Source organism: Streptomyces sp. NBC_00328 (assembly GCF_036139655.1).
Lineage (GTDB): Bacteria > Actinomycetota > Actinomycetes > Streptomycetales > Streptomycetaceae > Streptomyces.
This window is the reverse complement of sequence record NZ_CP108013.1, coordinates 1,374,768-1,396,133: the sequence shown is the minus strand read 5'-3', so window position 1 is coordinate 1,396,133 and position 21,366 is coordinate 1,374,768. Positions and strand designations below refer to the sequence as shown.

Here is a 21,366-nt window from a genome sequence, read left to right as displayed (position 1 = left end):
CCTGCCCCACCATTTGGGCTCCAGGCTCGGTGACTAACCAGCAGCCGGGATGGTGTCGTTCTCGGACAGTAGTTCGTACTCGATGGGGGTGCGGTAGCCCAATGCTGAGTGTCGTCGCTGGCGGTTGTAGAAGATCTCGATGAACTCGAAGATCACGTTGGCCAGTTCGACCCGGGTCTTCCACCACCGGCGGTTGAGCAGCTCGATCTGCATCGAGGACCGGAACGACTCCGTCATCGCGTTGTCCAGGCCGTCCCCGACGGTGCCGAACGACGGCAGAAGGCCGGCGGAGCGGATCCGCTCCCCGAAGACCCAGGAGGTGAACTGGGTTCCGTGATCGGCGTGAACGATCCCGCCCGGCTCAGGGCGGCGGTTGCGGATGGCCATGTCCAATGCGTTGACCACGAGGGTGGAGTCCTGCCTGGAGTCGATGGACCAGCCCACGATCCTGCGGCTGAACGCATCCAGGACCGCCGCGCAGTAGACCCATCCTTCCCTGGTGCGGTGCTGCGTGATGTCGGTGACCCACAACTCGTCGGGACGCAGCCGATGGAACGTGCGATCGACCAGGTCCTCGGCGGTGACGACGCCACGCAGGTGCTTCACGCGCACCGGTCCGGGCAGGCCGTGGATCCCGACGAGGTCGATGTGCACCAACCTGTGCAGGACGGGCAGCAGGGCGCGCGGGACCTGGCCGGTGCCGGTCCCCAGGTCCAGGAGGACGGGGCCGGGCACGCCGTGCTGGGTGGCGGCCAGGAGCCGGACCGCCGCGTCCGGCAGGCCGGGACGGTATCGGGCGTAGTCGGCGGCCTCGGTTCCGAACAGGGCATCGTCCGAACCTGAAGCAGGGGCTGCCGGGGTGGGGCGGGTCATCGTGCTTCTCCGGTCTCACCAGGGGCGGGGGCGAGCTGCCAGGTCAGAGCGCCGTCCGGACTGGCGGCTCGCTGGACGCCGTCGGCATTGAGGTGGAGCCGGTAGGCGGCCGGTTCGCCGGCCGCCCTCCAGCGAGTGGCGACGTCCTGGACCTCCGCCCAGATGTCCCGGGGCCCGCGGGTCGTCACGTCCCACCGGTGGGAGCCGGCCTCTTTCACGCGCATCCACGACCCGCACTCGGATGCGCCGATCGTCAGGTCCGCGGCGCCGAAGTGGCGCACCAGGCCCGGGTGAAGGGCGTCCAGGGCCAGCCACATGCCGCGCGCCGTGTCCGGCGGTGGCGCGATCCGGCTGCGCTGCGTCGACCCGTCGGCGGTGGTGATCGTTGCGCGGAACTCGGCGGACAGGAACAGCCGGTCGAAGCCGGCACCGGCGCGGTGCCCGAACTCGACCGCGCGCAGCTCCGCCTCCACGCTCCCGTCCGGCCGTTTGCCGATCACCGCCAGGCCCGGCCACGACGGCGACGACGTCCCGAGCGTCATCAGCGCGAGCCCGCCCGGTGCCAGCTGCTCCACCAGGGCCTTCGGCACGCGGGGGACGGCGAAGGAGACGAAGATCCGGTCGTACGGGCCCGCGTTGGGCCACCCCGTGGTGCCGTCCTCTCTCACCACGGCCGGCCGGTAGCCGAGGGCGGACATCCGCTCGCCGGCGGCAGCGGTGACGTGCGGGTCGATGTCGAGGGTGACGACGCCGGCGTCGCCGCACACGAAGCACGCCACCGCTGCGGTCACCCCGGCGCCGGTCCCGACATCCAGCACGCTCTGCCCGGGCCGGAGGTTCAGGAGCTGGAGCAGGTCCGCGGTCATGCCCATCGTGCTCGACATCGCGGTCATGGCGCCCCCGCGGCGCGGCCCGGCAGCGCGGCCGAGGATCGGCTCGCCCTCGTGCTGGATCGCGACACTGTCCCCGCTGTGCAGCCGCTCCAGCAGCTCGTCCCGGTCGGCTGGGCGGGACCAGTCCAGCAGATCCCAGCGCGGCGGGTCCTCGTCCGGGGCGCTGCGCCGCACGTACGCCTGGGGCATCAGGACCTGGCGCGGGAGAGCGAGCAGGGCCTCGCGGACCGGCCCATGCCTCACTTCTCCACTCGTCTCCAGCCGAGCGACCATCGCGGCCCGGGCCGCCGCTGCCGCGGCGTCGTCGGCGGGGGGCTGCGGCGGCAGGAGGGGCGCGGCGGGCTCGGCAGGGTCGGCCGTCGCGGAGACCCGGGGATCGGGTGGTGCGGGAGCAGCAGAAGTCACCGCCGCCGTGCTCGGCACCCTGTTCACGTGGCATCGCCTCCGAGCAGGCGGTCGTGCCGGGCGCTTCCCGGGTACGCGGGACGGGGCGCCTGCCCCAGCGCCCCGGGCGGTGTCAGCCGGCCGGTGACCTGGGCCCGCCGCCCGAGCCCGTTCTCGATATGTGTGCTCACGGCGTTCACCAGCCCAGTTGCGAGTAGGTGCGGCCCTCGGTGATCCCAGCGATGGCCGTGCGGGTGTAGGGGACGAGCTGGTCCGGGAGCTCGTGCTTCTCCCACCACCGCCAGGCCAGGCACTTGTCGGGCTCGCGGACCTCCGGCGTGCCCTTCCACCGGCGCGCCCGGAACACCAGCTGCATCAAGGGCTGTCCGCCCGGGGTATCCACGACATGCACGACGTGCGCCAGATCCACGTCCACGGGGTCGATGACCAAACCCGCTTCCTCCCACGCCTCCCGGATCAGGCACGCCGTCGCGGACTCCTGCTCGCACCGCCCGGCCAGGTAGTGCCAGGTGTCGCCCGCGTAGCGGGATTCGGGGTGGCGCAGACCCAGGAGCACCCGGCCCTCGTCGTCCTCCAGATGGAGGTGGACGCCGACGCCGTTCAGCACGGTCCGGCTGCCCCCGTCCCACAGAGGAGGGGCCTCGGCCGGTGCGCGGTCCGGGGCGTTCTCGGCCGCGTGCCGACGGATGAGGTCCCGGGTCGCGGGGCTCAGGCGCAGGCGGTCCAGCTCGTCGGGGGTGAACCAACGCAGCAGCACCCCCTCGTGCAGCCGGAGCCGGTCGGGGTTGCCGCGCCAACGGCCGGTGAAAACCTGAACCGGGACGCTGAACCCGTCGACGCTGGTGGCCTCCTCCACGGCATACGGCTCCAGATCCTCCAGACGGAGATCGGGAACCTCCTCGGACAGCTCACGCAGCAAGGTGCCCTGAAGGCTCTGGTCGTCGTGAGCGCGGCCTCCGCCAAGAAGGGCAAACGCCCCCGACTGCCAGATGACGCCGGGCTTGTGGTCGCGCAGATGAAGCAGGTAGCGGCCCGCACCGTCGTGAATCAGCGCGGAGGCGTTCACCGGCTCCGGCTGCCCGTCCATCTGTGCCTGGAGGAGTTTCGCGCGCAGCGTGGGCGAGGTGACCTCCTGCATGGCCAGCCAGCAGGCGCCGGACACCTCCTCGTCCTGCAGCGTGATCGCCGGCGGCTCCTCACCGGCGAGGTGAAACACGTAGCGGAAGTCGTAGTGCCGGTGGGCCGGTTCGCCCTTGGTCGGGCTGGCGTCGATGTCGTGGACGTCGATGTCGATCGGAGAGCCGAGCATCTGCGGGGTCAGACACAGGGCGCCCGGCGCGATCCCGGCCTCCTCCGACACCTCGCGCAGCGCCGCGGCGAGCAGCGTCCGGTCCTCGGGCTCGATGTGGCCGCCGGGGGGCAGCATGAGTCCGCCGGTGGCCCGGTGCCGGATGTGCAGGACCCGGCCCCGGCGGTCGATGACGACGGCGCTGCATGTGACGTGCCCGGGCAGCGTCGTACGGGCGGTCACGTCGACGGGCCGGTCCAGGGCGGCGAGCAGCCCGGCCAGGGCGTCACGCTCGTCAGGATGGCGACCGAGGTACGCCTCGACGGTCTTGCGAATCGCGGAAGTGCTGAGTGGCATGGTGGCGTCTCGCCTTCAACGTGGGGCGGTTTGAGGGCCGGGCTGTGGAACTCGCGCTGGAGGGTCAGCTCGCCGTCTCGTGGTCCGGCGGCTGGGCGTCGCAGGAGCCGGCCACCGCCTTCGGCAGGTTCCCGGCCCCACCGCTGCCTCGTTCGATGGACGTCAATGAGTTCCCCCTCGTGGACGTGGTGGTGTCGCCGTGCTCAACGACGCCGCACCGATTTCGAACACCTGCGCTTTCGGACGGGTTGCGCACCCTGGATTTGAGCGGATTCTCGAAGGTGCGCGCTGCACCGACCCTTGCCGCGCAAGAGCACACGCCCGGTGGCGGATTGGCCGAAACGCCGACGCTCAGGCAACTGTGTCTGCCAGACGGGCATCCATGGCCTGCTGGTCAAGGGCTTGGGCTAGGCGGCGGCGCGCTGCGCGGTCAGCAGGACCGCCGCGAGGGTGCCGGCTTCGGTGATCCGGCCGTCGCCGCACATCACTACCGCCTCCTCCAACGCGACCCAGCGCAGTTCCATGTCGGCCTCGCTCGCGTCCCGGTGGTGCTCACCGATGCTCAGGTCCCAGGCGAGGTAAAGGTGCTCGCGGGTGCGCGCGCCGGCGGGCATCCGCCACATCATCGTCAGCAGCTCGACCTCGGCGGCGCGGATGCCGGCCTCCTCGGCCAGTTCCCGGCGTGCAGCCGCCCACGGGTCCTCGCCGGGCTCGCATCCGCCACCGGGACACATCAGCAGCCGCTGACCGCACACGTAGACGTTCTCCTCCACCAGAGCGATCCGGCCCCGGTCGTCGAGGGCCACGACGCGCACGCCGTCGACCGACTCGGTGTACTCGTAGGTCCCCAGGCTCTGGTCGGTGCGCCGGACCGAGTCGCGGCGCACCACCACCCGGACTCCCTTGTACCGGACGGTCGACGAGACCGTACTCCAGCCGTCGATCATGCTGACTCCTCCTTCAGGCTGCGCTGTGCCGGCAGGAGGCTCACGACCGCTTGGAATCCGTTCGCGCGGCGGAGTCGTCCTGGTCAGGCCGGGCGGTCGGTGATGCGAAGCAGTGCCGGGGGACGGCGGCGTCCGTTGACCTGGAGGGCGAGCTGGTAGCTGCCCGGGGCGAGGGCGGCAGTGCCGGCGGACTTCAGGGGGTGGGCCTTGGCCAGATGCAGGGGTGCGCCCGCCTTGACGGTGGCCCGGGTGAGGTGGCCGACCTTCTCCCCGGCCAGGGTGCCGGGGTCGGTGCGGGTCAGGACGTACATGACGTGCACCGGGGTGTCGGTGGAGGCGGTGAGGTCGGCTTCGAAGACCAGGCCGTCGCCGAGCCGGAACTCGGTATGGGGCAGCCGGAGGGGGCTGACACCGACGGCCGCTTGAGGGCCGTAGCCGGTCAGAGTGTAGGCGGGTGCCCTCTTCGGCGGCTGGTGGCATACAGATGCGGCGCCTTTTGACCTGCGCAGATGACGGGAGCGGGGCCGGTCTGTGGTCTGTTGGCCCGAGGCTGGTCCGGATCTTGGAATGCAGAACCGTTCCGTGCGGGGACTTCGCCCGAGTCGGGTGGTGAGGACATGACGGAGTCGCTGCTGCCATCTGCGGGGGTGAGCAGGCGAAAGGTTGATGATCTCCGGGCCGCGGAGTAGCGACACGGTGATCTGCATCCGAATCAGAAGCGAACCCTGACAGCGCCCCGTCCTCGACCTGCCAGCCTCTTCCTCGATGAGGTGATCACCGCGACACCTCATCAGTCCTGGCTGGGTGCGGCCGGCAGCTTCGCCTGGATCAGGTCCATCACGGTGGAGTCGGTGAGTGTGGTGACGTCACCGAGTTCGCGGTTCTCGGCGACGTCGCGCAGCAGGCGGCGCATGATCTTCCCGGAGCGGGTCTTGGGCAGTTCGGCGACCGGCAGGACCCGTTTCGGCTTGGCGATCGGGCCGAGGGTGGTGCCGACGTGGTTGCGCAGGTCGGCTACCAGTCCGGGGTCGTCGGCGGAGGCCGTCCCGCGCAGGATGACGAAGGCGACGATGGCCTGCCCGGTGGTCTCGTCCGCCGCGCCCACGACCGCCGCCTCGGCGACCGCGGGGTGGGAGACGAGGGCGGATTCGACCTCGGTCGTGGAGATGTTGTGCCCGGACACGAGCATGACGTCGTCGACGCGCCCGAGCAGCCAGATGTCGCCGTCGTCGTCCTTCTTGGCCCCGTCGCCGGCGAAGTACCTGCCCTCGAAGCGTGCCCAGTACGTGTCGAGGAAGCGCTGGTCGTCGCCCCAGATCGTGCGCAGCATGGAGGGCCACGGCTCGGTGAGGACGAGGTAGCCGCCACCGCCGTCGGGGACCTCGTTCGCCTCGTCGTCGACCACCGTGGCCGAGATGCCGGGCAGTGCCCGCTGTGCCGAGCCCGGCTTGGTCTCGGTGACCCCGGGCAGCGGCGAGATCATCATCGCGCCGGTCTCGGTCTGCCACCAGGTGTCGACGATCGGCGTACGGTCCCCGCCGATGTGCTTGCGGTACCAGATCCACGCCTCGGGGTTGATCGGCTCGCCGACCGACCCGAGCACCCGCAGCGAGGACAGGTCGAACTTGGCGGGGATGTCGTCGCCCCACTTCATGAACGTACGGATCGCCGTGGGCGCCGTGTACAGGATGGTGACGCCGTACTTCTGGACGATCTCCCAGAACCGGCCCTGGTGCGGTGTGTCCGGGGTCCCCTCGTACATGACCTGTGTCGCGCCGTTGGAGAGCGGTCCGTAGGTGATGTAGGAGTGCCCGGTGACCCAGCCGACGTCGGCCGTGCACCAGTACACGTCGCTCTCCGGCTTGAGGTCGAAGACGGCGTGGTGGGTGTACGAGGCCTGCGTGAGGTAGCCGCCCGAGGTGTGCAGGATGCCCTTCGGCTTCCCGGTGGTCCCGGACGTGTAGAGGATGAACAGCGGCTGCTCGGCGTCGAACGCCTCCGGCGTGTGCTCGGCCGACTGCCGTCCGACGATGTCGTGCCACCACACATCGCGGCCCTCGGTCCAGGCGACGTCCTCGCCGGTGCGGCGCACCACCAGCACCTTGTCGACCCCGTCGACCCGGCTCACCGCGTCGTCGACGGCCGGCTTGAGCGCGGAGGGCTTGCCGCGCCGGTAACCGCCGTCGGAGGTGATGACCAGTTTGGCGTCGGCGTCCTGGATGCGGGTGGCGATCGCGTCCGCGGAGAATCCGCCGAACACCACCGAGTGCGCGGCGCCGATACGGGCGCAGGCCAGCATCGCGACGACGGCCTCGGGGATCATCGGCAGGTACACGGCGACCCGGTCGCCCTTTTCGATACCCAGCTCGGTGAGGGCGTTCGCGGCCCTCGACACCTCGTCCTTGAGCTCGGCGTAGGTGATGGCCCGGCTGTCGCCCGGCTCGCCCTCGAAGTGGATGGCGACGCGGTCGCCGTTCCCGGCCTCGACATGCCGGTCCACGCAGTTGTACGCGACGTTCAGCTTTCCGTCGGCGAACCACTTCGCGAACGGCGGGTTGGACCAGTCCAGCGTCTCGGTCGGCTCGGTGGCCCAGGTCAGCCGGCGGGCCTGCTCGGCCCAGAAGCCGAGCCTGTCAGCCTTGGCCTGCTCATACGCCTCCGCGGTGACATTGGCGTTCGCCGCCAGGTCGGCGGGCGGCGCGAACCTGCGCTCTTCCTTCTGGAGACCGGCGGTCGAAGCGCCGCCTTCGACCGTTTCACGGTCGCGTGCTGCGGACATGTCCACTCTCTTTCTTCGGCCGTGCCCCAGGCCTGACCTCCTGGGACCGGGTACCGCTCGTTGTCAGGAGGTCACGAATTCGGGGTGCGAGATGTCGGCCGTCTCGGAGCCGGTCGTGGCTTTGGACTCGGGCGCCGTGGTGCGCCTGCCCTGTCGGTCGGCGAGGAGCGCGAAGGTGACCCCGATGAGGACCCAGGCCGTGAGGACCAGGGCGGGGAGGCTCGCGCCCGTCCCGTCGAAGAAGGCATTGGTCCGTAGCAGGCTGCCGGAGGCGCCCGGCGGGAGCAGTTGGCCGATGGTGGCCCATCCGTCGGGGAGCCAGTGGGGGCCGGTGGTCAGGCCGGACAGGGGGTTGCCGAGCAGCATCATGAGGGCGCCGCCGAGGGCGAAGCCGCCCATGCCGAGGAAGGCCTGGAGGCCGAGCAGGGTCGTGGACATGGCCGCCATACCGAGGATGACGCCCAGGGCGGTGAGTCCGTAGCTGCCGTCGATCGAATGCGTGCCGAACTGGAGGACAGCGGCTACGGCGGTGCCCGCGACGACCGAGAACAGCAGGGCTCCCGTCAGCCGGATCCGCAGTCCGCGGTGGCCGGGGAAGACGCCGCTGAGGATCAGGGCAGGGAAGATCCCGCCGAAGATCATCGGCATCAGTGCGGCCGTCAGGCCCGCGCCCCGGGGGTCGTCGTCCGTGAACGGCACCAGGTCGTGGACGCTGGCCCGCGTCTTGTTCTGCTCGGCGACGCCGTTACCGAGTGCCGTGAGGGCGCTGGTGGCTGAGGGGCCACCGGCGGTGGCGGTGTAGACGTCGACTCCGTCGCCGGTGACCGCGAGGCCGCCCGCGATGTCCTTGTTCTTGACGGCCGTCTTGACGGCGTCAGAGGTCTTGTAGACGCGGACGTCCCATGCCGGTCCGTCGACGTTCTCCTGGATCGCCTCGGCTGCCTGCCGGGGCCCGGTGACGCCGATGGGTACGTGGTGCGGACCGCTGTGGAGCGAGGGCAGTACGAAGGCGCACAGCATCGCGGCGATCAGGGCGGCCAGTCCGAGGACGACCAGGGTCAGTTTGCGTCCCGTGCCGGGCGGGGTGGCGTGGTGCGACATGGTGGGAACTTTCTTTGCTGGGTACCGCCCGCCGGAGGGGGTTGGCCCCTTGCCGGCCGGGGTGGTGGAGACAGTCGGCCGGGCGTCGAAAGCCGGGAGCGTTCGCGCCGAAGCTCGGATGCGAGTCGCCCTGGGGTGTCGGGCTGCTGGGGCCTGCTTTCAGAGGGCAGGCCCTATGGCCTCGAGGAGGGCCGAGCCGCCCGTAGTCCGACCGATGACGTGGGCTCGCCGACGGCCGATGACAGCCGGCGGCGAACGTCACCCGCGTCTGTCAGGCCTGGGCTGCGGCCGCGGCGACGATCCAGTTCCTGAACTCGACGGCGTAGTGGCGCAGGTGGTGGTCGAGGACGTCCTGCGGGCAGGGCGCGGGGAAGTAGACCGTGAGGTTCGCGGTGAACCCGTCGGCGGTGTCGCCGAACTGGATCAGCGCCCGCCCCACGACGGTGCCGTCCTCCAGGAACAGGTTCGAGGACATCTTGCGCGGAAACTCCGACTCCGGAAGGAGCTCGTCCGCGTCCTCGGCCCACGCCATCGCGGCCGTGCCCCAGCCGCCCATGTAGAACGAGCAGACGTGCGGGCCGATGTTCTCCACCACGCGCGCGCCGATGGCGTCGGTGCCCATCGCGTAGTGCTCGGGGTGCGCGGCGAGCAGCGGCCGGTCGTCGTCGGCCGCGAAGGCGGCGTCCATCCATGTCAGGAACTCGGCCGAGGTCAGACCACGCGCCGAGAGCACCGTCGTACCCGCGTTGAAGGCGCCGTCGGAGGTGCGCGCGCACTCGCGCAGGAAGGCGTTCCCTTCCTCGATGTCCGCGGCCAGGAGGTCGAGCAGACCCTGCCGGCCCAGTCGCGTCCTGAAGCGGTCCAGGGCGCGGCGCGCGTAGAACAGCTCGAAGTCGTCGATGCTCCCGGAGCCGGTGGGCCCTGACTCGAGCGTCACGGTCACAGCCGGGAGAGTCCGGTCGTCGGTCATGGTCGTACCTCCAGTAAAATGCGAATGTGAATTCACATTCGCATAACGAGGGTACGCGGGGAGGTGCACCACTTGTCAAGAGTCGCGATGGAGACCGCCGCCGATACGATGCGGGGCATGACCGACGAGCACGACCGCCCGACGCCTTACAGGGAGCCCCAGCAGGCGCGCAGCGCGGCGACACTGGCTCGCGTGCTGCAGGCGGCCGAGGACGTGGCCGGCTCGGCCGGCCTGGACGAGATGACGATCTCCGGCGTCGCGGAACGAGCCGGCGTCTCGGTCGGCACGATCTACCGTCGCTTCGAGGACAAAGAGCAGCTGATCAACGCGCTGATGGAGCGGATGCTGGACCGGCGCGAGGAGTACGTGGCCGAGCGGCTCCGTACGGCCGAGCCGTCACTCTCCGGCGTCCTGGACGCCTACGCGCACGCCCTGCTGCAGTCCTTCGCCGACAGCACCAATCTGTTCCCCGAGCTGCTGCGCGTACGGGGGACGAAGTCCCTGGAGCGCGGCGCCCGCACCATCACCGCGGTCCACCGTCTTCTGCTCGAAGCGGCGGCTCCCTACACGGACCAGATCCGCCGCTCCGACCCGCAGGCGGCGCTCGACACTGCCGCCCGCGCCATCCTCGGCGCCTGCTTCCACAACTCCGTACGGCCCGACCCGGCGACCGGCGAAGTGGCCCAACGCCGCTACGCGGACGAACTCAGCGACATGGCGATCGCCTACCTCCTCACACCCGGCCGTCGGGACACCACTCACGCCTGAGCCGGCGGCGCCGTTTGAAGACGCCCCGGAGGGCGACCCCGAAGCCGATCATCAGCGCGACGGCGAGCGGGTATCCCCACGTCCATCGCGGTGAGGCAGGAACTGCCTGGCCAGGTCACCGAGCTGATCCCGTTCGGCGTCTTCGTCCAGGTCGCCGACGGAATCGAGGGGCTGGTTCACCTGCGAGAACTCGCCTGGACACCGGTGGAGACTCCATCAGATGTCGTCGAGGTCGGCGACAAGATCACGGTGGTCGTCACCGAGATCGACCGGGAGCGACGCAGGCTGGCCCTCTCCCGACGACAAGGCTCATCCGCCGGCGTGTGATGCGCTGCGTTCCTGCGACAGTTCCCTTGCGTCAGTGTTCCTGAACGTCTGCTCAGGCAAAGGAAGGCACACGCCCCAGGCCGGCCAGTGAACCTTTGCGGTCACAGCACTGGATCGTCAAAGCCGGGTCCTGCTCAGCCGGTGTTTGCGCCCCGGCCTGCGGCCGCTGACCCGGCGGTGACGGCCTCGTCCGTCCCTTCGCCGTTCGAGGTCGATCTTCCGATCAGTTTCAGAGCCAAGTCTCAAGGGGCCAGGGTGAGGTCACCATGGTTGGACTTGGCGAGCGACCGCCCGATGACCATGCGCTGAATCTGGTTCGTGCCTTCGAAGATCTGAGTCAATTTGGCCTCACGCATGTACCGTTCGACCGGGAACTCGCGCGTGTAGCCGACCCCGCCGAGGACCTGCACCGCATCAGTGGTGACACGCATCGCGTTGTCGGTCGCGACGAGCTTCGCGACCGACGCCTCACGGCTGAACGGCAGTCCCGCGTCCTTCAACCGGGCGGCATGGAGGGTCGCAGCACGCGCCGAAAAGACCGCGGCCTCCATGTCGGCGAGCAGGAACGCGACTCCCTGGTGGTCGATGATGCGTGATCCGAACGTCTCCCGATCGCGTGCATAGGCGATCGCGTGGTCGAGAGCGCCCTGGGCGAGACCGACCGCGACTGCCGCGATACCGAGACGGCCGGAATCCAGGCTCGCGAGAGCGATACGCAGGCCGCCGCCCTCGGCACCGATACGCCGCTCGACCGGGACACGGACGTCCCGGAGGACCATGGTCGCCGTCGTGGACCCGGTCAGGCCCATCTTCCGTTCGGGTACATCAGCGGTGAGGCCCTCGGTGCCGGCGGGGATCATGAAGCACGAGATACCCGTGCGGTCCTCCGAGGTGCGGGCCATGACCTTGTAGTAGTCCGCGTGACCACCGTGGGTCGTCCAGGCTTTCGCACCGTTCAGGACGTAGTGATCGCCGTCCAGACGGGCCCGGGTCCGCAGCGCGGCCGGGTCCGAGCCGGCGTGCGGCTCCGAGAGGCAGTAGGCACCCAGCAACTCGCCACCGAGCATCGCGGGCAGCCACTCCTGCTTCTGCTCCTCGGTGCCCGTCGTCGCCAGGCCGAAACACGACAGCACGTGCACGGAGACACCTACGCCGACCGAAGCCCACACGGACGCGATCTCTTCGACAACCTGCAGGTACACCTCGTAGGACAGGCCGCTGCCGCCGTACGCCTCGGAGTACGGCAGACCGAGCAGGCCGACACGTCCGAGGAGCCTGAACACGTCGCGAGGGAATGCCTCGTTCGCCTCATCGGCATCCGCTCGCGACGCGAGTTCATCGGCCGCCAGCTTCCGGACCAGCCTGATGAGGTCAAGGGACTCATCGTTCGGTAACAGACGACGCGCGCTCATGGCACCTTCCAGCTGTCGGGGCGAAGGTCTTCTTTCTTACGTGGTCAGGCAGATCAGCCCGGCCGACGAGGAGAACACCGTCCTCTTGCCGCACGTTCACCCGCTCGCCGCGACCGTGCCACGCGTCACGGTGAACAACCCGCCCGGAGTCCGCACCGTCAGCTTCGCCGCAACGGCCTTCTTCGAACGGTGTCGGATCACTTCCATCCGGCGGGGCACCACCTTCGGACCAAGCCCCTCCACCGCCTGCCGGCAACACACCGGACCGGCATACCAGGCCGGTACCGCAAGCAGATGTTCCAGAGCCTGGGGGTCCGGCGGATGTCCACCCCGGCGCGGGGCCGGGGACCATGGCGGTGGATCCGGTAGGGGATACCGGCACCGGCTCGGTTCGCGGCAGTTCACCGACGACTTCGCGTGCCGTTGAGATACGGGCCGGCTCCTGCTCACACACCACCGGCCGGACTGTGATCCGCTCAGCCTCGGCCCCAAGCCGTTCCGCTTCGCTGTGACAGGCGGCCTCCCGCTCCCGGAGCAGCCGCAGCACCTCATCACAGCTCATCCGACCCACCTCCCGTGCCAGCTGATCAACCAGCTATCGCAACGAGACGGGCATCACACCGGACACGGGCGACCCCGCTAACCTCACCCAACGGGGACACGCACCCGAGGCGAAGACCGTCCCAGGTCGGCCCGACACCGGCAAGCTGGATGCGGTCCGGCTGGCCATGGCCGCCGAACGGGGCATTTTCCGGGCCTCGTTCGTCCCTTTCTTCAGGTACGCAGATCAAACCGCCCAGGGTGCTTGGACCCTTCGGGTATCGAGTGGGGCCCGGCTGGTAGGGGGCCGGCGCTGAGCGAGGTTCTGACCGGGCAGTTCGACGAGCGCCACGGCCGCCTGTGGACGGTCATGACCAGCTGAGTCCACACCGATGGATTGGCTGGACGCGGAGTGGTGTCGTGGCGTGTGCACGGCCGGTGCGCACGCCGGCTCACTGACGCGCGCGTCGAAGGAGTCCCGGCGGGGGCCGAACTCGTGGTGCGCGGCTGAGGTGGCTCGATCCACTGTGTCCGGCGGCGACGTTCGCCGAGCGGGTCGAGGGGCCGACCGGCCCGCAGCATCCGGTGGTACCTGATCGTCAAGGTCGTGGAGGTTCACACCGAAGCCGTTCGGGTGGTTCTGTGTGCCGAGCGGTGGCCCAAGGCGCGCTGCAACTGCCCGGCGGCACCTTGCGGGAACGGGACCGGGGGACTTCTCAAGGGTCCGCTGCCTCGCCGGTACCGGCAAACACGTTCGCGCGCTACGCGTTCGATACCTGGTTGGACCGGGCGCTCCCCACCGCCCGGTTCGAGCGCTGCACCGATGGCGCGGTGGCCTACTGCGTCAGTGAGCGGCAGGCCGGACAAGGGCCGGCCGCGCTGGGAGACAGGCATGATCGTCGGCCTTTACACCGGTCGGCGCGAAGGTGGCGGGCAGGCCGCGCAGGGTGCACAGCAGGTGCAGGTGCAGGCCGCGGAAGTGCATAGAGTGCGGCGTGGAGGGAGTCCAGGTCAGGCGTCACAGCCGACCTTTGGACTCCCTCGCCTCATCTCATGCGGGCCGGCAGGCCCTTGGCATCATTCATCCAGTCGGACCGGGAGTTGACACGTGAAACCTCAGACCACCGACGTGCGCCAGATCGCCGAACCGCGTCGGACGGCCGACCATGGCAGAACCGGCCATCGCGCCCCAACCATGCCGGCCACCGTCCACGCATCCACCGCGTCCCTCCCCGACCAGCACGACCACCCCGCCCTGCGTGCCGCGCTCGCCGCCGCCATCGAGGACACCATCATCTACGACCTGGACGGCATCGGCCGCCAGTACGCCGCCCTGTGCGCCGAACTGCCCGGCGTCGCCGTCCGGTTCGCGATGAAGGCCTGCCCGGTGGACGAGGTGCTCTGCCACCTCGCCCGGCTCGGCTCCGGCTTCGACGCGGCGAGCCCGCAGGAGATCGCCCAGGCGCTGCGCACCGGGGTGGCCCCCGGGCTGATCCACTACGGCAACACCGTCAAGTCCGACCGCAACATCGCCGAGGCCTACCGGCTGGGTGTACGCGACTACGCCACCGACTGCCTGGAGGACGTCGGCGCGATCGCCGAACACGCCCCCGGCTCCCGGGTGTTCTGCCGACTGGCGACCACCGGCGAGGGCGCGCTGTGGGGCCTCAGCCGCAAGTTCGGCTGCTCGCCCGAGGACGCCCTGCGGGTGCTCGGCGCCGCCCGGAGCGCCGGGCTGGTGCCCTCCGGCCTGTCGGTGCACGTCGGCTCCCAGCAGATGACCACCGAGGCCTGGGTCGCGGCGGTCGACTCGCTGGCGGCGGTCCTGGAGGCGCTCCGCCGGCGCGGCATCACCCCGGACCGGATCAACCTCGGCGGCGGACTGCCCGCCCTCGGCGTCCTCGACCGGCGCGGCCGGCCGTTGGAACCGCCGCTGGACAAGATGTTCGTGGTGATCCGCGAGGGCATGGAACGGCTGCGTGCCGTCAACGCCGCCCCGCTGGACTTCCTGCTGGAGCCCGGTCGCCACCTGGTCGCCGACCACGGAGCGATCCGCGCCCACGTCGCCCGGCTCTCTTCCCGACATCGGCTCGACGGCACCCGCGAGGACTGGCTCTATCTGAGCTGCGGCAAGTTCAACGGCCTCTACGAGATGGACCAGTTGCAGTACCGCCTGGAGTTCCCCACCCGTTCCGGCGGGCAGTTCGTCGACGCCATGGTGGCCGGCCCGACCTGCGACAGCGACGACGCGTACGCCCAGGAGGACGGCCTGGTACGGGTCCCGCGGGCGATCACCTCCGGCGACCCGGTGTGGGTCCACTCCTGCGGCGCGTACGCCGCCGCCTACGCCACCCGGGGGTTCAACGGCTTCGCGCCGCTGCCCTACACCTGCGTCGGAGGCCCGGCCCCGGACGGAGGAGGCGCATGACCGACACCCGGATCCGGCTGTTCCGGGAGGAGGACTGGGACGAGGTGGTCGCGCTGGAGGAACGCGCCTACGCCGCGAGCGGCCTGTCCGAAGGGCGGGAGACGCTCCGCTCCCGGCACCGCGCCTCGCCCTCGACCTGCTTCGTACTGGAACACGCGGGTGGCTTCGGAGGCTATCTGCTCGCATTGCCGTACCCGCTGTTCCGCTGCCCGGACCTGAGCCTGGCCGAGGAAGGCGCGGCACAGGAGAGCAACGGGGGAAGCAACCTGCACACCCACGACCTGGCGGTCGTCGAGCGGGCGCGCGGCAGGGGCCTGGCCCGCCGGATGCAGCGGCATCTGGAGGAGACCGGGCGGGCGGCCCGCTACCGGACCCTTTCCCTGGTCGCCGTGCGCGGCTCCGAGGCGCTGTGGTCCCGGCTGGGCTACCGTGCCCGGCCCGAGATCGGGCTGCCCGCGAGCTATGGTGCCGCGGCGGTCTACATGGCGAAGCCACTGGAACCCGCTGTCACCGGTTCGACTCTCGGATCCTCTTCCAGAGCCGAAGTGGGCTGATGCGGACGTCCTCCGTACCCGACGAGTCCCGCCGATCTCAACTGACCGTCAAGGCACTGCTCTTCGTCCTCGGATTCCAGTACGCCACCTGGGTTCTTGGACACTTGCCGAGTCGCGAACGCGTTCGTCCTGCCCGGACAGGCCGGCCGCAGCAGGACAACTGATCAAAATGCCGGGGTAATCGCCGGTCTCGGCAGCAGTACCGCCGACGCCACCGCGTCCCTCCCCGGCGCCCTCGCCACCGTCGGCACTCCACCCGAGGTCACGGCCGCCCTCGCCGAGGACCTGCTCGACCACCCTGCCAGGACGGTGAGACGTGGTACCTCGAAGGAGCTGACTCCCCTCTCGGCGGGGCCGGCACCACTACCCACGCCGGAAGTCCCACCGAACGTACGAGTTGTCGAGCACGGAAAAGTGGGCCTCGCCTCTCGGCACGCGCGACAAGCATCCACACACCGAGGTGGCCGGCAGCCGCCTCGGGCAGGAACGTGGCGAGGGCCGTACGAAATGAACTTCGCCATGTGGAGCGACCGCCGCTCACGCGGTCCGGAGCGTGGGCGCCACGTGTGGTGGGTGCGGGGCTGCCGCCGCAGAACGCCTGGTGTAAGGATCTGCTCCGCGCCTTCCGGGGCCGTATCCTGCTGAGCTCCGTGAAGCTTGACGGCGACCAGCGGGCCTCCACCAACTCATGGAAGGGGAGCCGGAGGAGCAGAGCCTGTGCTCGTCAGTAGCGCCAGCGGACGGCCTCGATGACGTCCGTATCCGTGTGCATCGCGAACAGCTCCGCCTCCGCCCGCCGGACGGCCAGCACGGCCTCGTACAACTCGGGACCGAGGGCCTGCCGCAGCAGTGCGGACTTCTCGAAGGCGTCGATCGCCTCCGGCAGGCTCGCCGGGAGGCGCTCGGCCGCGCCGAGGGAGGCGGGGTCGCTCGGGGTCTCGGGCGGGAGGGGCAGGCCGGCGTCCAGGCCGGCGAGTCCGGCGGCCAGCACGCCGCCGATCTCCAGGTACGGGTTGGCGGCGGCGTCGAAGCACTTGAACTCGGCATTGGCCTGCCCGGCGGCGGAGCCGGTGATCAGGCGCAGCGCCGCCTCACGGTTCTCCAGACCCCAGCAGCGGTAGGCCCCGGCAAAGCGGGAGGGGACCAGCCGCAGGTAGGAGGCGACGCTGGGCGCGCCGAGGGTGAGCAGGGCGGGCAGCTCGGCCAGTACGCCCGCGAAGAACTGCTCGGCGTCGGGGTGCAGCCCGTGGCGGCCGGGGCCGCCGTGCCCGAGGTTCCGGCCCTCTCGCCAGAGGCTGAGATGCAGGTGGCCGCCGTTGCCGACCGAGCCCTCGGTGAAGACGGGCGCGTACGAGACCCGCAGGCCGTGCCGGGCGGAGACGGCCCGGATGGTGTGGCGCACCAGCATCGTGGTGTCGGCCGCCTCGACCGGCCCCTCGGCGGCGACCGAGACCTCGAACTGCCCGGCGGCGTACTCGGGGTGGAGCTGGAGTACGGCCAACCCCTGGGCGGTGAGGGCTCGCAGCACCTCCCGCAGGTAGTCGGAGTGCTCGATGAAACGGGTCATCCCGTACGCGGGCCCGACCGTCGCGGGGGCCTCGGACGGGTCGGCCACCACCCACTCGACCTCGATCCCGGCTCGCACCGACAGCCCGCGCCGCTCGACGGCCTCGGTGACCTGGCGGGCGAATCGGCGCTGGCAGCCGGGGTGCGGGGTGCCGTCCTGGGCGTAGCGGTCGGCCGGGGCCCAGGCCCAGCCGGGCTGGGCGGCGAGCGGCGTGAGCCGGTCGAGGTCGGGGACGAGCCGCAGGTCGCCCACCGGGCCGGTACTCGAAGGCGCGGTGGTGATGGAGTCGTCGACCAGGGCGACGTCGAAGCAGGGTACGGCGCCGACGCCGTACTCGGCGGCGTGTTCGAGCTGGGCGAGCGGGACGGACTTCACCCGGGTCAGCCCGGCGTTGTCGACCCAGCCGAACACCACCCCGTCGATTCCGTCGGCGGCGAGCTGGGCTTCGGCCGCCCGGGCCTGGGCGGCCCGCTCAGCTCGGGGGTACGTGGTGGCCATGCCGATCATGCTGGCGTTCGCGGCAGCCGGCGCGCCAGTGGCCGGCCGGGAGTTCACTCGTCCGTGAACGGTCGGACCTGCGACGTGACTCAGGACGCGGGCGCGGGAAGTCTCGTCCGATTCACTGAGCTTTTCAGGGCGGGCTCGGTGAGATGAGTCGAGGGGCAGGGCGGTGGCGTTGAGGCAACCGCCGGCAGGTGGGGCCGGAGCCGGATCCTGTGTGACGCGCGGCGGAGTGTGCGGTCGAGGCCGTCGGGTGTGCCGGAGACGGTGTGGGTCATTGCTCTGCGCGCGAGCGACCGGACGCGGCCTCGACCGGGCTCAGGCCGGGCGCGTACGGCGGCGGCCGGACCGCGGTGAGTGCCGGGTCCGGGACGTGCGGGCCTTCCGCGAAGCGGTGCCGGGAGGAGTCGCGCTGTCATTTCCCGCCCGGCGCCGGAGGGTGCCGCGCGAACTCGGAAGTCACCATGAAGCAGATCACCGGTAATAGGTAAATGAGAAAAGCGCTTCGCTCGGTGAGTTCGCCTACTGGAATTCGTAGCGGTCGGAACAGGGATGGCACTCGCATGAGTGAAACCCGCCGAGACCGTTTGGCCTCGACAGTCATGACTGGGCTACGGTGATCGACGAGCGGACGGTTTACCTCATCGACAAGGAATTCAACCCGGCGGGGAGTCCGGCACGGGATATCGAGAATTCCGGAAATGGGTGCTTCCGCCTTCCCCGCTGTGTGTGTTCCGGAGTGCGCAATGCTCTGGGTCCCCTGTCATACATCTGAGTAGAGAAGTTGGAGCATCATGCCGCCCGTCGTTCCGCCGTTCCTGATCGGTCTCATCGTCGCGCCACTGGCCAAGCGTGTCCTCAAGCCACTGATGCGCGGTGTCGTCACGACGTCCGTCGGTCTTGTCATGGAGGTGAAGAAAGCGGCCCAAGAGGCCGGAGAGAACATCCACGACCTCGCGGTCGAGGTGGCTGCCGAGATGGTGGCGGCGCAGATCGCCTCCGGCGACGACCAACGGCCTACCGAGGGTGCAGCCTCGAACGCCGAGAAGGACGAGGCCAGGACTCCGAAGATCCGCGCGACCGCCGGTGCCGCGAAGGCGTAGCGACGCCCTGATGCCCGCCCGCCGCCTGGGCGCGTCTTCCTGCCGACCTCGGAAGACGGGTCCTCGCGGCGGTCGGCCGTGGGCCTTTCGGCCGCCCCTCTTTCTCCCTCTCGGACTTTCCGCTCCGTCGCAGTGATCCGCCGTGCGCCGAATTCCGTCGCGCCCGTTGACGGATTACCCGTGACCTCCGCAATACAGGTGATTGTACGCATGTCATCGCTACTGGGTGCCGCAGCCGGATTCCGGTCCGCGGAATGGGACGTGAACCCGCGCTCGGTCACTCCGGGCCGTCAGCGTTGGGACGTCAAGCTGGTGCTCGGACGGCCACGGACGGCCGAGTTCCTCGCCGCCGCGCTGCGCCGCGTTCCCGGGATCACCGAGGCCCGGGCCAACCCGGTCACCGGCGGGGTGCTCGTCCGGCACGATGCACGGCTGCGCGCCACGGACGTCGGCCGGATCGTCCGCAGAGCCGTCACCCTGGTCGCGGAGGATCCGACCGGAGCGGGACGTCCGGCACCGGCCCGACCCGTCGCCGTACCGGCCCCGCAGGCGGACCGCGGCCTGGTCGTGCGACCGGTGCTTGCCGTCGGCGGCGGGGCCGCGGCCGGGATCGCGCTGATCAAGGGGTCGGCGCTGAGCAGGCAACTGGTGGCAGTGGGCGGGGTGGCCGCGCTGACCACGGCCGTCCTCCGGAAGGCCTGGCGCGGAACGGTCGACGTGCCCCAGGAAGCGGGCGGGCCCGGCGTCGAACGTCATCCCCTGCTGGAGATCGTCGGACCGCACCGACGCCGTCTCTACGGGGCCGTTGCCCTGTCCGTCGCCTGCCAGGTCTCGGAGATGGCGCTCGGTACCTTCCTCGGCTGGACCGGACTGGTCCTCATCAAGGGTGAGGCGGCTCCGCTGGCTCGCCTCGGCCTGACCACCGCGTCCGCCCAACTCTTCGGTCTGGCTGGGCTGATGGCCGCCGCCTGTGCCGCCGTGGCGGGCCTCTCGTACGCCTCGAACCTCCAGTGGCGCCGACTCGGCCAGGACATCGAGCACGACTGGCGCAACCGGACGTACGCCCACGTCCAGCACCTCGAACTGCGGCACCTGGAAGGCGAGCGGACCACCCGGATCGCCGGCGCGCTCACCGACGACGTCCGTCAGCTGGGCACCTTCTTCGCCACCTCGGCGGGCGACCTGCTGCACCTTGGCACCAGCCTGGCCCTCCTGGTGCCACTGTTCCTGTTGCTGGCGCCACAGATCGCCTGGATCGCGTTCCTGCCCATCCCGGTCATCGCCTGGCTGTCGTTCCACTACCAGGACAAAGTCGCGGCCGACTACGCAGTCTCCGGCGAGCACCGGGCCAAGCTGCACAGCCAACTGGTGAACACGCTGGACGCCGGTGCCACCGTCAAGAGCTTCTGCACCGAGGATTACGAGGCCGAACGCATCGACCGGCTGAGCGGGGAGGTCCAGGACAGCAGCCGGCGGACCGACCGGAGCACGATCCGCCACGCCGAGATCGTCCGGGTCTGCACGACCAGTTCGATGGCCGGGACCCTGCTGATCGGCGGCCGGGCGGTACTCGACGGCAGCCTGCCGTTCGAGGTGTTCAGCCCGCTCATCGGGCTGCCCCAGATGGTGTTGCTGCGGATGAACCGGCTCGGCGGCATCGTCGACCAGTACCAGCGCACGCTTGTCGCCTACGACCGGGTCCGGCGGCTGCAAGCCCTCCCCCTCGAGGCCGACGGCGACGGCGGACCGCTCGACGCCCGGAAGGTGCGCGGCGAAATCGTCCTCGACGACGTGACCTTCGCCTATCCCGACCGGCCGCCGGTGCTGGAGGGGCTCTCGCTGGCCATTCCCGCCGGGCAGGTCACCGCCCTCGTCGGCTGCACCGGCTCCGGCAAGACGACCGTCGCCAAGCTGCTGATGCGCTTCCTGGAAACGGAGTCGGGCAGCGTGCTGCTCGACGGGCGGGATGTCCGCGACCTGCCGAGGCAGGATCTGCGCCACGCGATCGGGTTCGTCGCGCAGGACCCCTTCCTCTTCGACGGCACCATCGCCGACAACATCCGCTACGGCAGCTTCGGCGCCCCGGACGAGGCCGTGGCCGAGGCGGCCAGGATGGCCGAGGCCCACACCTTCGTCGCGACGCTGCCGGACGGCTACGACACGGTGATCGGCGAACGCGGCGCGGCCCTCTCGGGCGGCCAGCGGCAGCGGATCGCGCTGGCGCGCGCGATCCTCAAGGACGCGCCGGTGGTGATCCTCGACGAAGCCACCTCCGCCGTGGACAACGAGACCGAGGCCGCCATCCAGCGCACGCTCCGTGTCTTCGCCGCCGACCGGACGATGGTGGTCATCGCCCACCGGCTCTCCACGGTCCGCCACGCCGACCGGATCTACGTCATGGACACGGGCGGCGTCGTGGCCGAGCAGGGTACCCACGACGAACTCCTCGCCCTGCACGGACTCTACGCATCCCTCTGGCAGCTCCAGGCCGGAGAGCTCGTCGCCTGACCCCACCAGCCGTACCACCGGCCGCCCGCCACATGACGTCACCGC

Annotated in this window: 17 protein-coding genes; 6 read left to right on the top strand and 11 right to left on the bottom strand. The window is 70.4% G+C overall.

Annotated elements, in window-relative coordinates; translation table 11 throughout:
* Positions 1 to 33 precede the first annotated feature (33 nt).
* The 9 genes from OG485_RS05850 to OG485_RS05810 all read right to left on the bottom strand — a co-directional run bounded on the left by OG485_RS05850 (position 34) and on the right by OG485_RS05810 (position 9,613).
* Positions 34 to 873, bottom strand: a complete 840-nt coding sequence (locus OG485_RS05850; RefSeq protein ID WP_328664937.1) for an IS3 family transposase — start codon at positions 871 to 873, stop codon at positions 34 to 36.
* Positions 870 to 2,171, bottom strand: a complete 1,302-nt coding sequence (locus OG485_RS05845) for a protein-L-isoaspartate O-methyltransferase (protein WP_328664936.1) — start codon at positions 2,169 to 2,171, stop codon at positions 870 to 872. The genes OG485_RS05850 and OG485_RS05845 overlap by 4 nt, the downstream gene beginning before the upstream one ends.
* A gap of 23 nt (positions 2,172 to 2,194) precedes the next feature.
* Positions 2,195 to 2,341: a hypothetical protein gene (locus tag OG485_RS05840; RefSeq protein WP_328664935.1), complete on the bottom strand. Its 147-nt coding sequence runs from the start codon at positions 2,339 to 2,341 to the stop codon at positions 2,195 to 2,197.
* 5 nt (positions 2,342 to 2,346) lie between these two features.
* Positions 2,347 to 3,816, bottom strand: a complete 1,470-nt coding sequence (locus OG485_RS05835; RefSeq protein ID WP_328664934.1) for an NUDIX hydrolase — start codon at positions 3,814 to 3,816, stop codon at positions 2,347 to 2,349.
* Between the two features lie 407 nt (positions 3,817 to 4,223).
* Positions 4,224 to 4,763 (bottom strand): NUDIX hydrolase, encoded by a 540-nt coding sequence (locus OG485_RS05830; protein WP_328664933.1) that lies wholly within the window; start codon positions 4,761 to 4,763, stop codon positions 4,224 to 4,226.
* An 83-nt stretch (positions 4,764 to 4,846) separates the two neighbouring features.
* Positions 4,847 to 5,074 (bottom strand): hypothetical protein, encoded by a 228-nt coding sequence (locus tag OG485_RS05825; protein WP_328664932.1) that lies wholly within the window; start codon positions 5,072 to 5,074, stop codon positions 4,847 to 4,849.
* A 479-nt stretch (positions 5,075 to 5,553) separates the two neighbouring features.
* Positions 5,554 to 7,542 (bottom strand): acetate--CoA ligase, encoded by a 1,989-nt coding sequence (gene acs / locus OG485_RS05820; RefSeq protein WP_328664931.1) that lies wholly within the window; start codon positions 7,540 to 7,542, stop codon positions 5,554 to 5,556.
* 63 nt (positions 7,543 to 7,605) lie between these two features.
* Positions 7,606 to 8,643: a hypothetical protein gene (locus OG485_RS05815; RefSeq protein WP_328664930.1), complete on the bottom strand. Its 1,038-nt coding sequence runs from the start codon at positions 8,641 to 8,643 to the stop codon at positions 7,606 to 7,608.
* Positions 8,644 to 8,914: 271 nt separating this feature from the next.
* On the bottom strand, positions 8,915 to 9,613 hold the full coding sequence (locus OG485_RS05810) for a hypothetical protein (RefSeq protein ID WP_328664929.1): 699 nt from the start codon (positions 9,611 to 9,613) through the stop codon (positions 8,915 to 8,917).
* A 117-nt stretch (positions 9,614 to 9,730) separates the two neighbouring features.
* Between OG485_RS05810 and OG485_RS05805 the strand changes: the two genes are divergently transcribed.
* Together OG485_RS05805 and OG485_RS05800 are read left to right on the top strand one after the other, a co-directional pair.
* Complete coding sequence (locus OG485_RS05805) at positions 9,731 to 10,381, top strand: TetR/AcrR family transcriptional regulator (protein WP_328664928.1); 651 nt, start codon at positions 9,731 to 9,733, stop codon at positions 10,379 to 10,381.
* A gap of 90 nt (positions 10,382 to 10,471) precedes the next feature.
* Positions 10,472 to 10,708: a S1 RNA-binding domain-containing protein gene (locus OG485_RS05800; protein WP_328664927.1), complete on the top strand. Its 237-nt coding sequence runs from the start codon at positions 10,472 to 10,474 to the stop codon at positions 10,706 to 10,708.
* 242 nt (positions 10,709 to 10,950) lie between these two features.
* On the opposite strand, the gene OG485_RS05795 is transcribed toward OG485_RS05800, so the two are convergent.
* Positions 10,951 to 12,120, bottom strand: a complete 1,170-nt coding sequence (locus tag OG485_RS05795; RefSeq protein WP_328455482.1) for an acyl-CoA dehydrogenase family protein — start codon at positions 12,118 to 12,120, stop codon at positions 10,951 to 10,953.
* A 1,735-nt stretch (positions 12,121 to 13,855) separates the two neighbouring features.
* On the opposite strand from OG485_RS05795, the gene OG485_RS05785 reads away from it, so the two are divergent.
* Positions 13,856 to 15,088, top strand: coding sequence for a type III PLP-dependent enzyme (locus tag OG485_RS05785; RefSeq protein WP_328674245.1), 1,233 nt, complete (start codon positions 13,856 to 13,858; stop codon positions 15,086 to 15,088).
* A complete protein-coding gene (locus OG485_RS05780; RefSeq protein WP_328664926.1) occupies positions 15,085 to 15,642 on the top strand; it encodes a GNAT family N-acetyltransferase in 558 nt (185 codons plus the stop codon). Before OG485_RS05785 ends, OG485_RS05780 begins: the two co-directional genes overlap by 4 nt.
* 724 nt (positions 15,643 to 16,366) lie before the next feature.
* On the opposite strand, the gene OG485_RS05775 is transcribed toward OG485_RS05780, so the two are convergent.
* Positions 16,367 to 17,707 carry a glutamine synthetase family protein gene (locus tag OG485_RS05775; RefSeq protein ID WP_328664925.1) on the bottom strand — a complete coding sequence of 447 codons (1,341 nt, stop codon included), beginning with the start codon at positions 17,705 to 17,707 and terminating at the stop codon, positions 16,367 to 16,369.
* A gap of 797 nt (positions 17,708 to 18,504) precedes the next feature.
* On the opposite strand from OG485_RS05775, the gene OG485_RS05770 reads away from it, so the two are divergent.
* Positions 18,505 to 18,813, top strand: a complete 309-nt coding sequence (locus OG485_RS05770) for a DUF5132 domain-containing protein (protein ID WP_328664924.1) — start codon at positions 18,505 to 18,507, stop codon at positions 18,811 to 18,813.
* 210 nt (positions 18,814 to 19,023) lie between these two features.
* Complete coding sequence (locus OG485_RS05765) at positions 19,024 to 21,321, top strand: ATP-binding cassette domain-containing protein (RefSeq protein ID WP_328664923.1); 2,298 nt, start codon at positions 19,024 to 19,026, stop codon at positions 21,319 to 21,321.
* Positions 21,322 to 21,366: the final 45 nt, after the last annotated feature.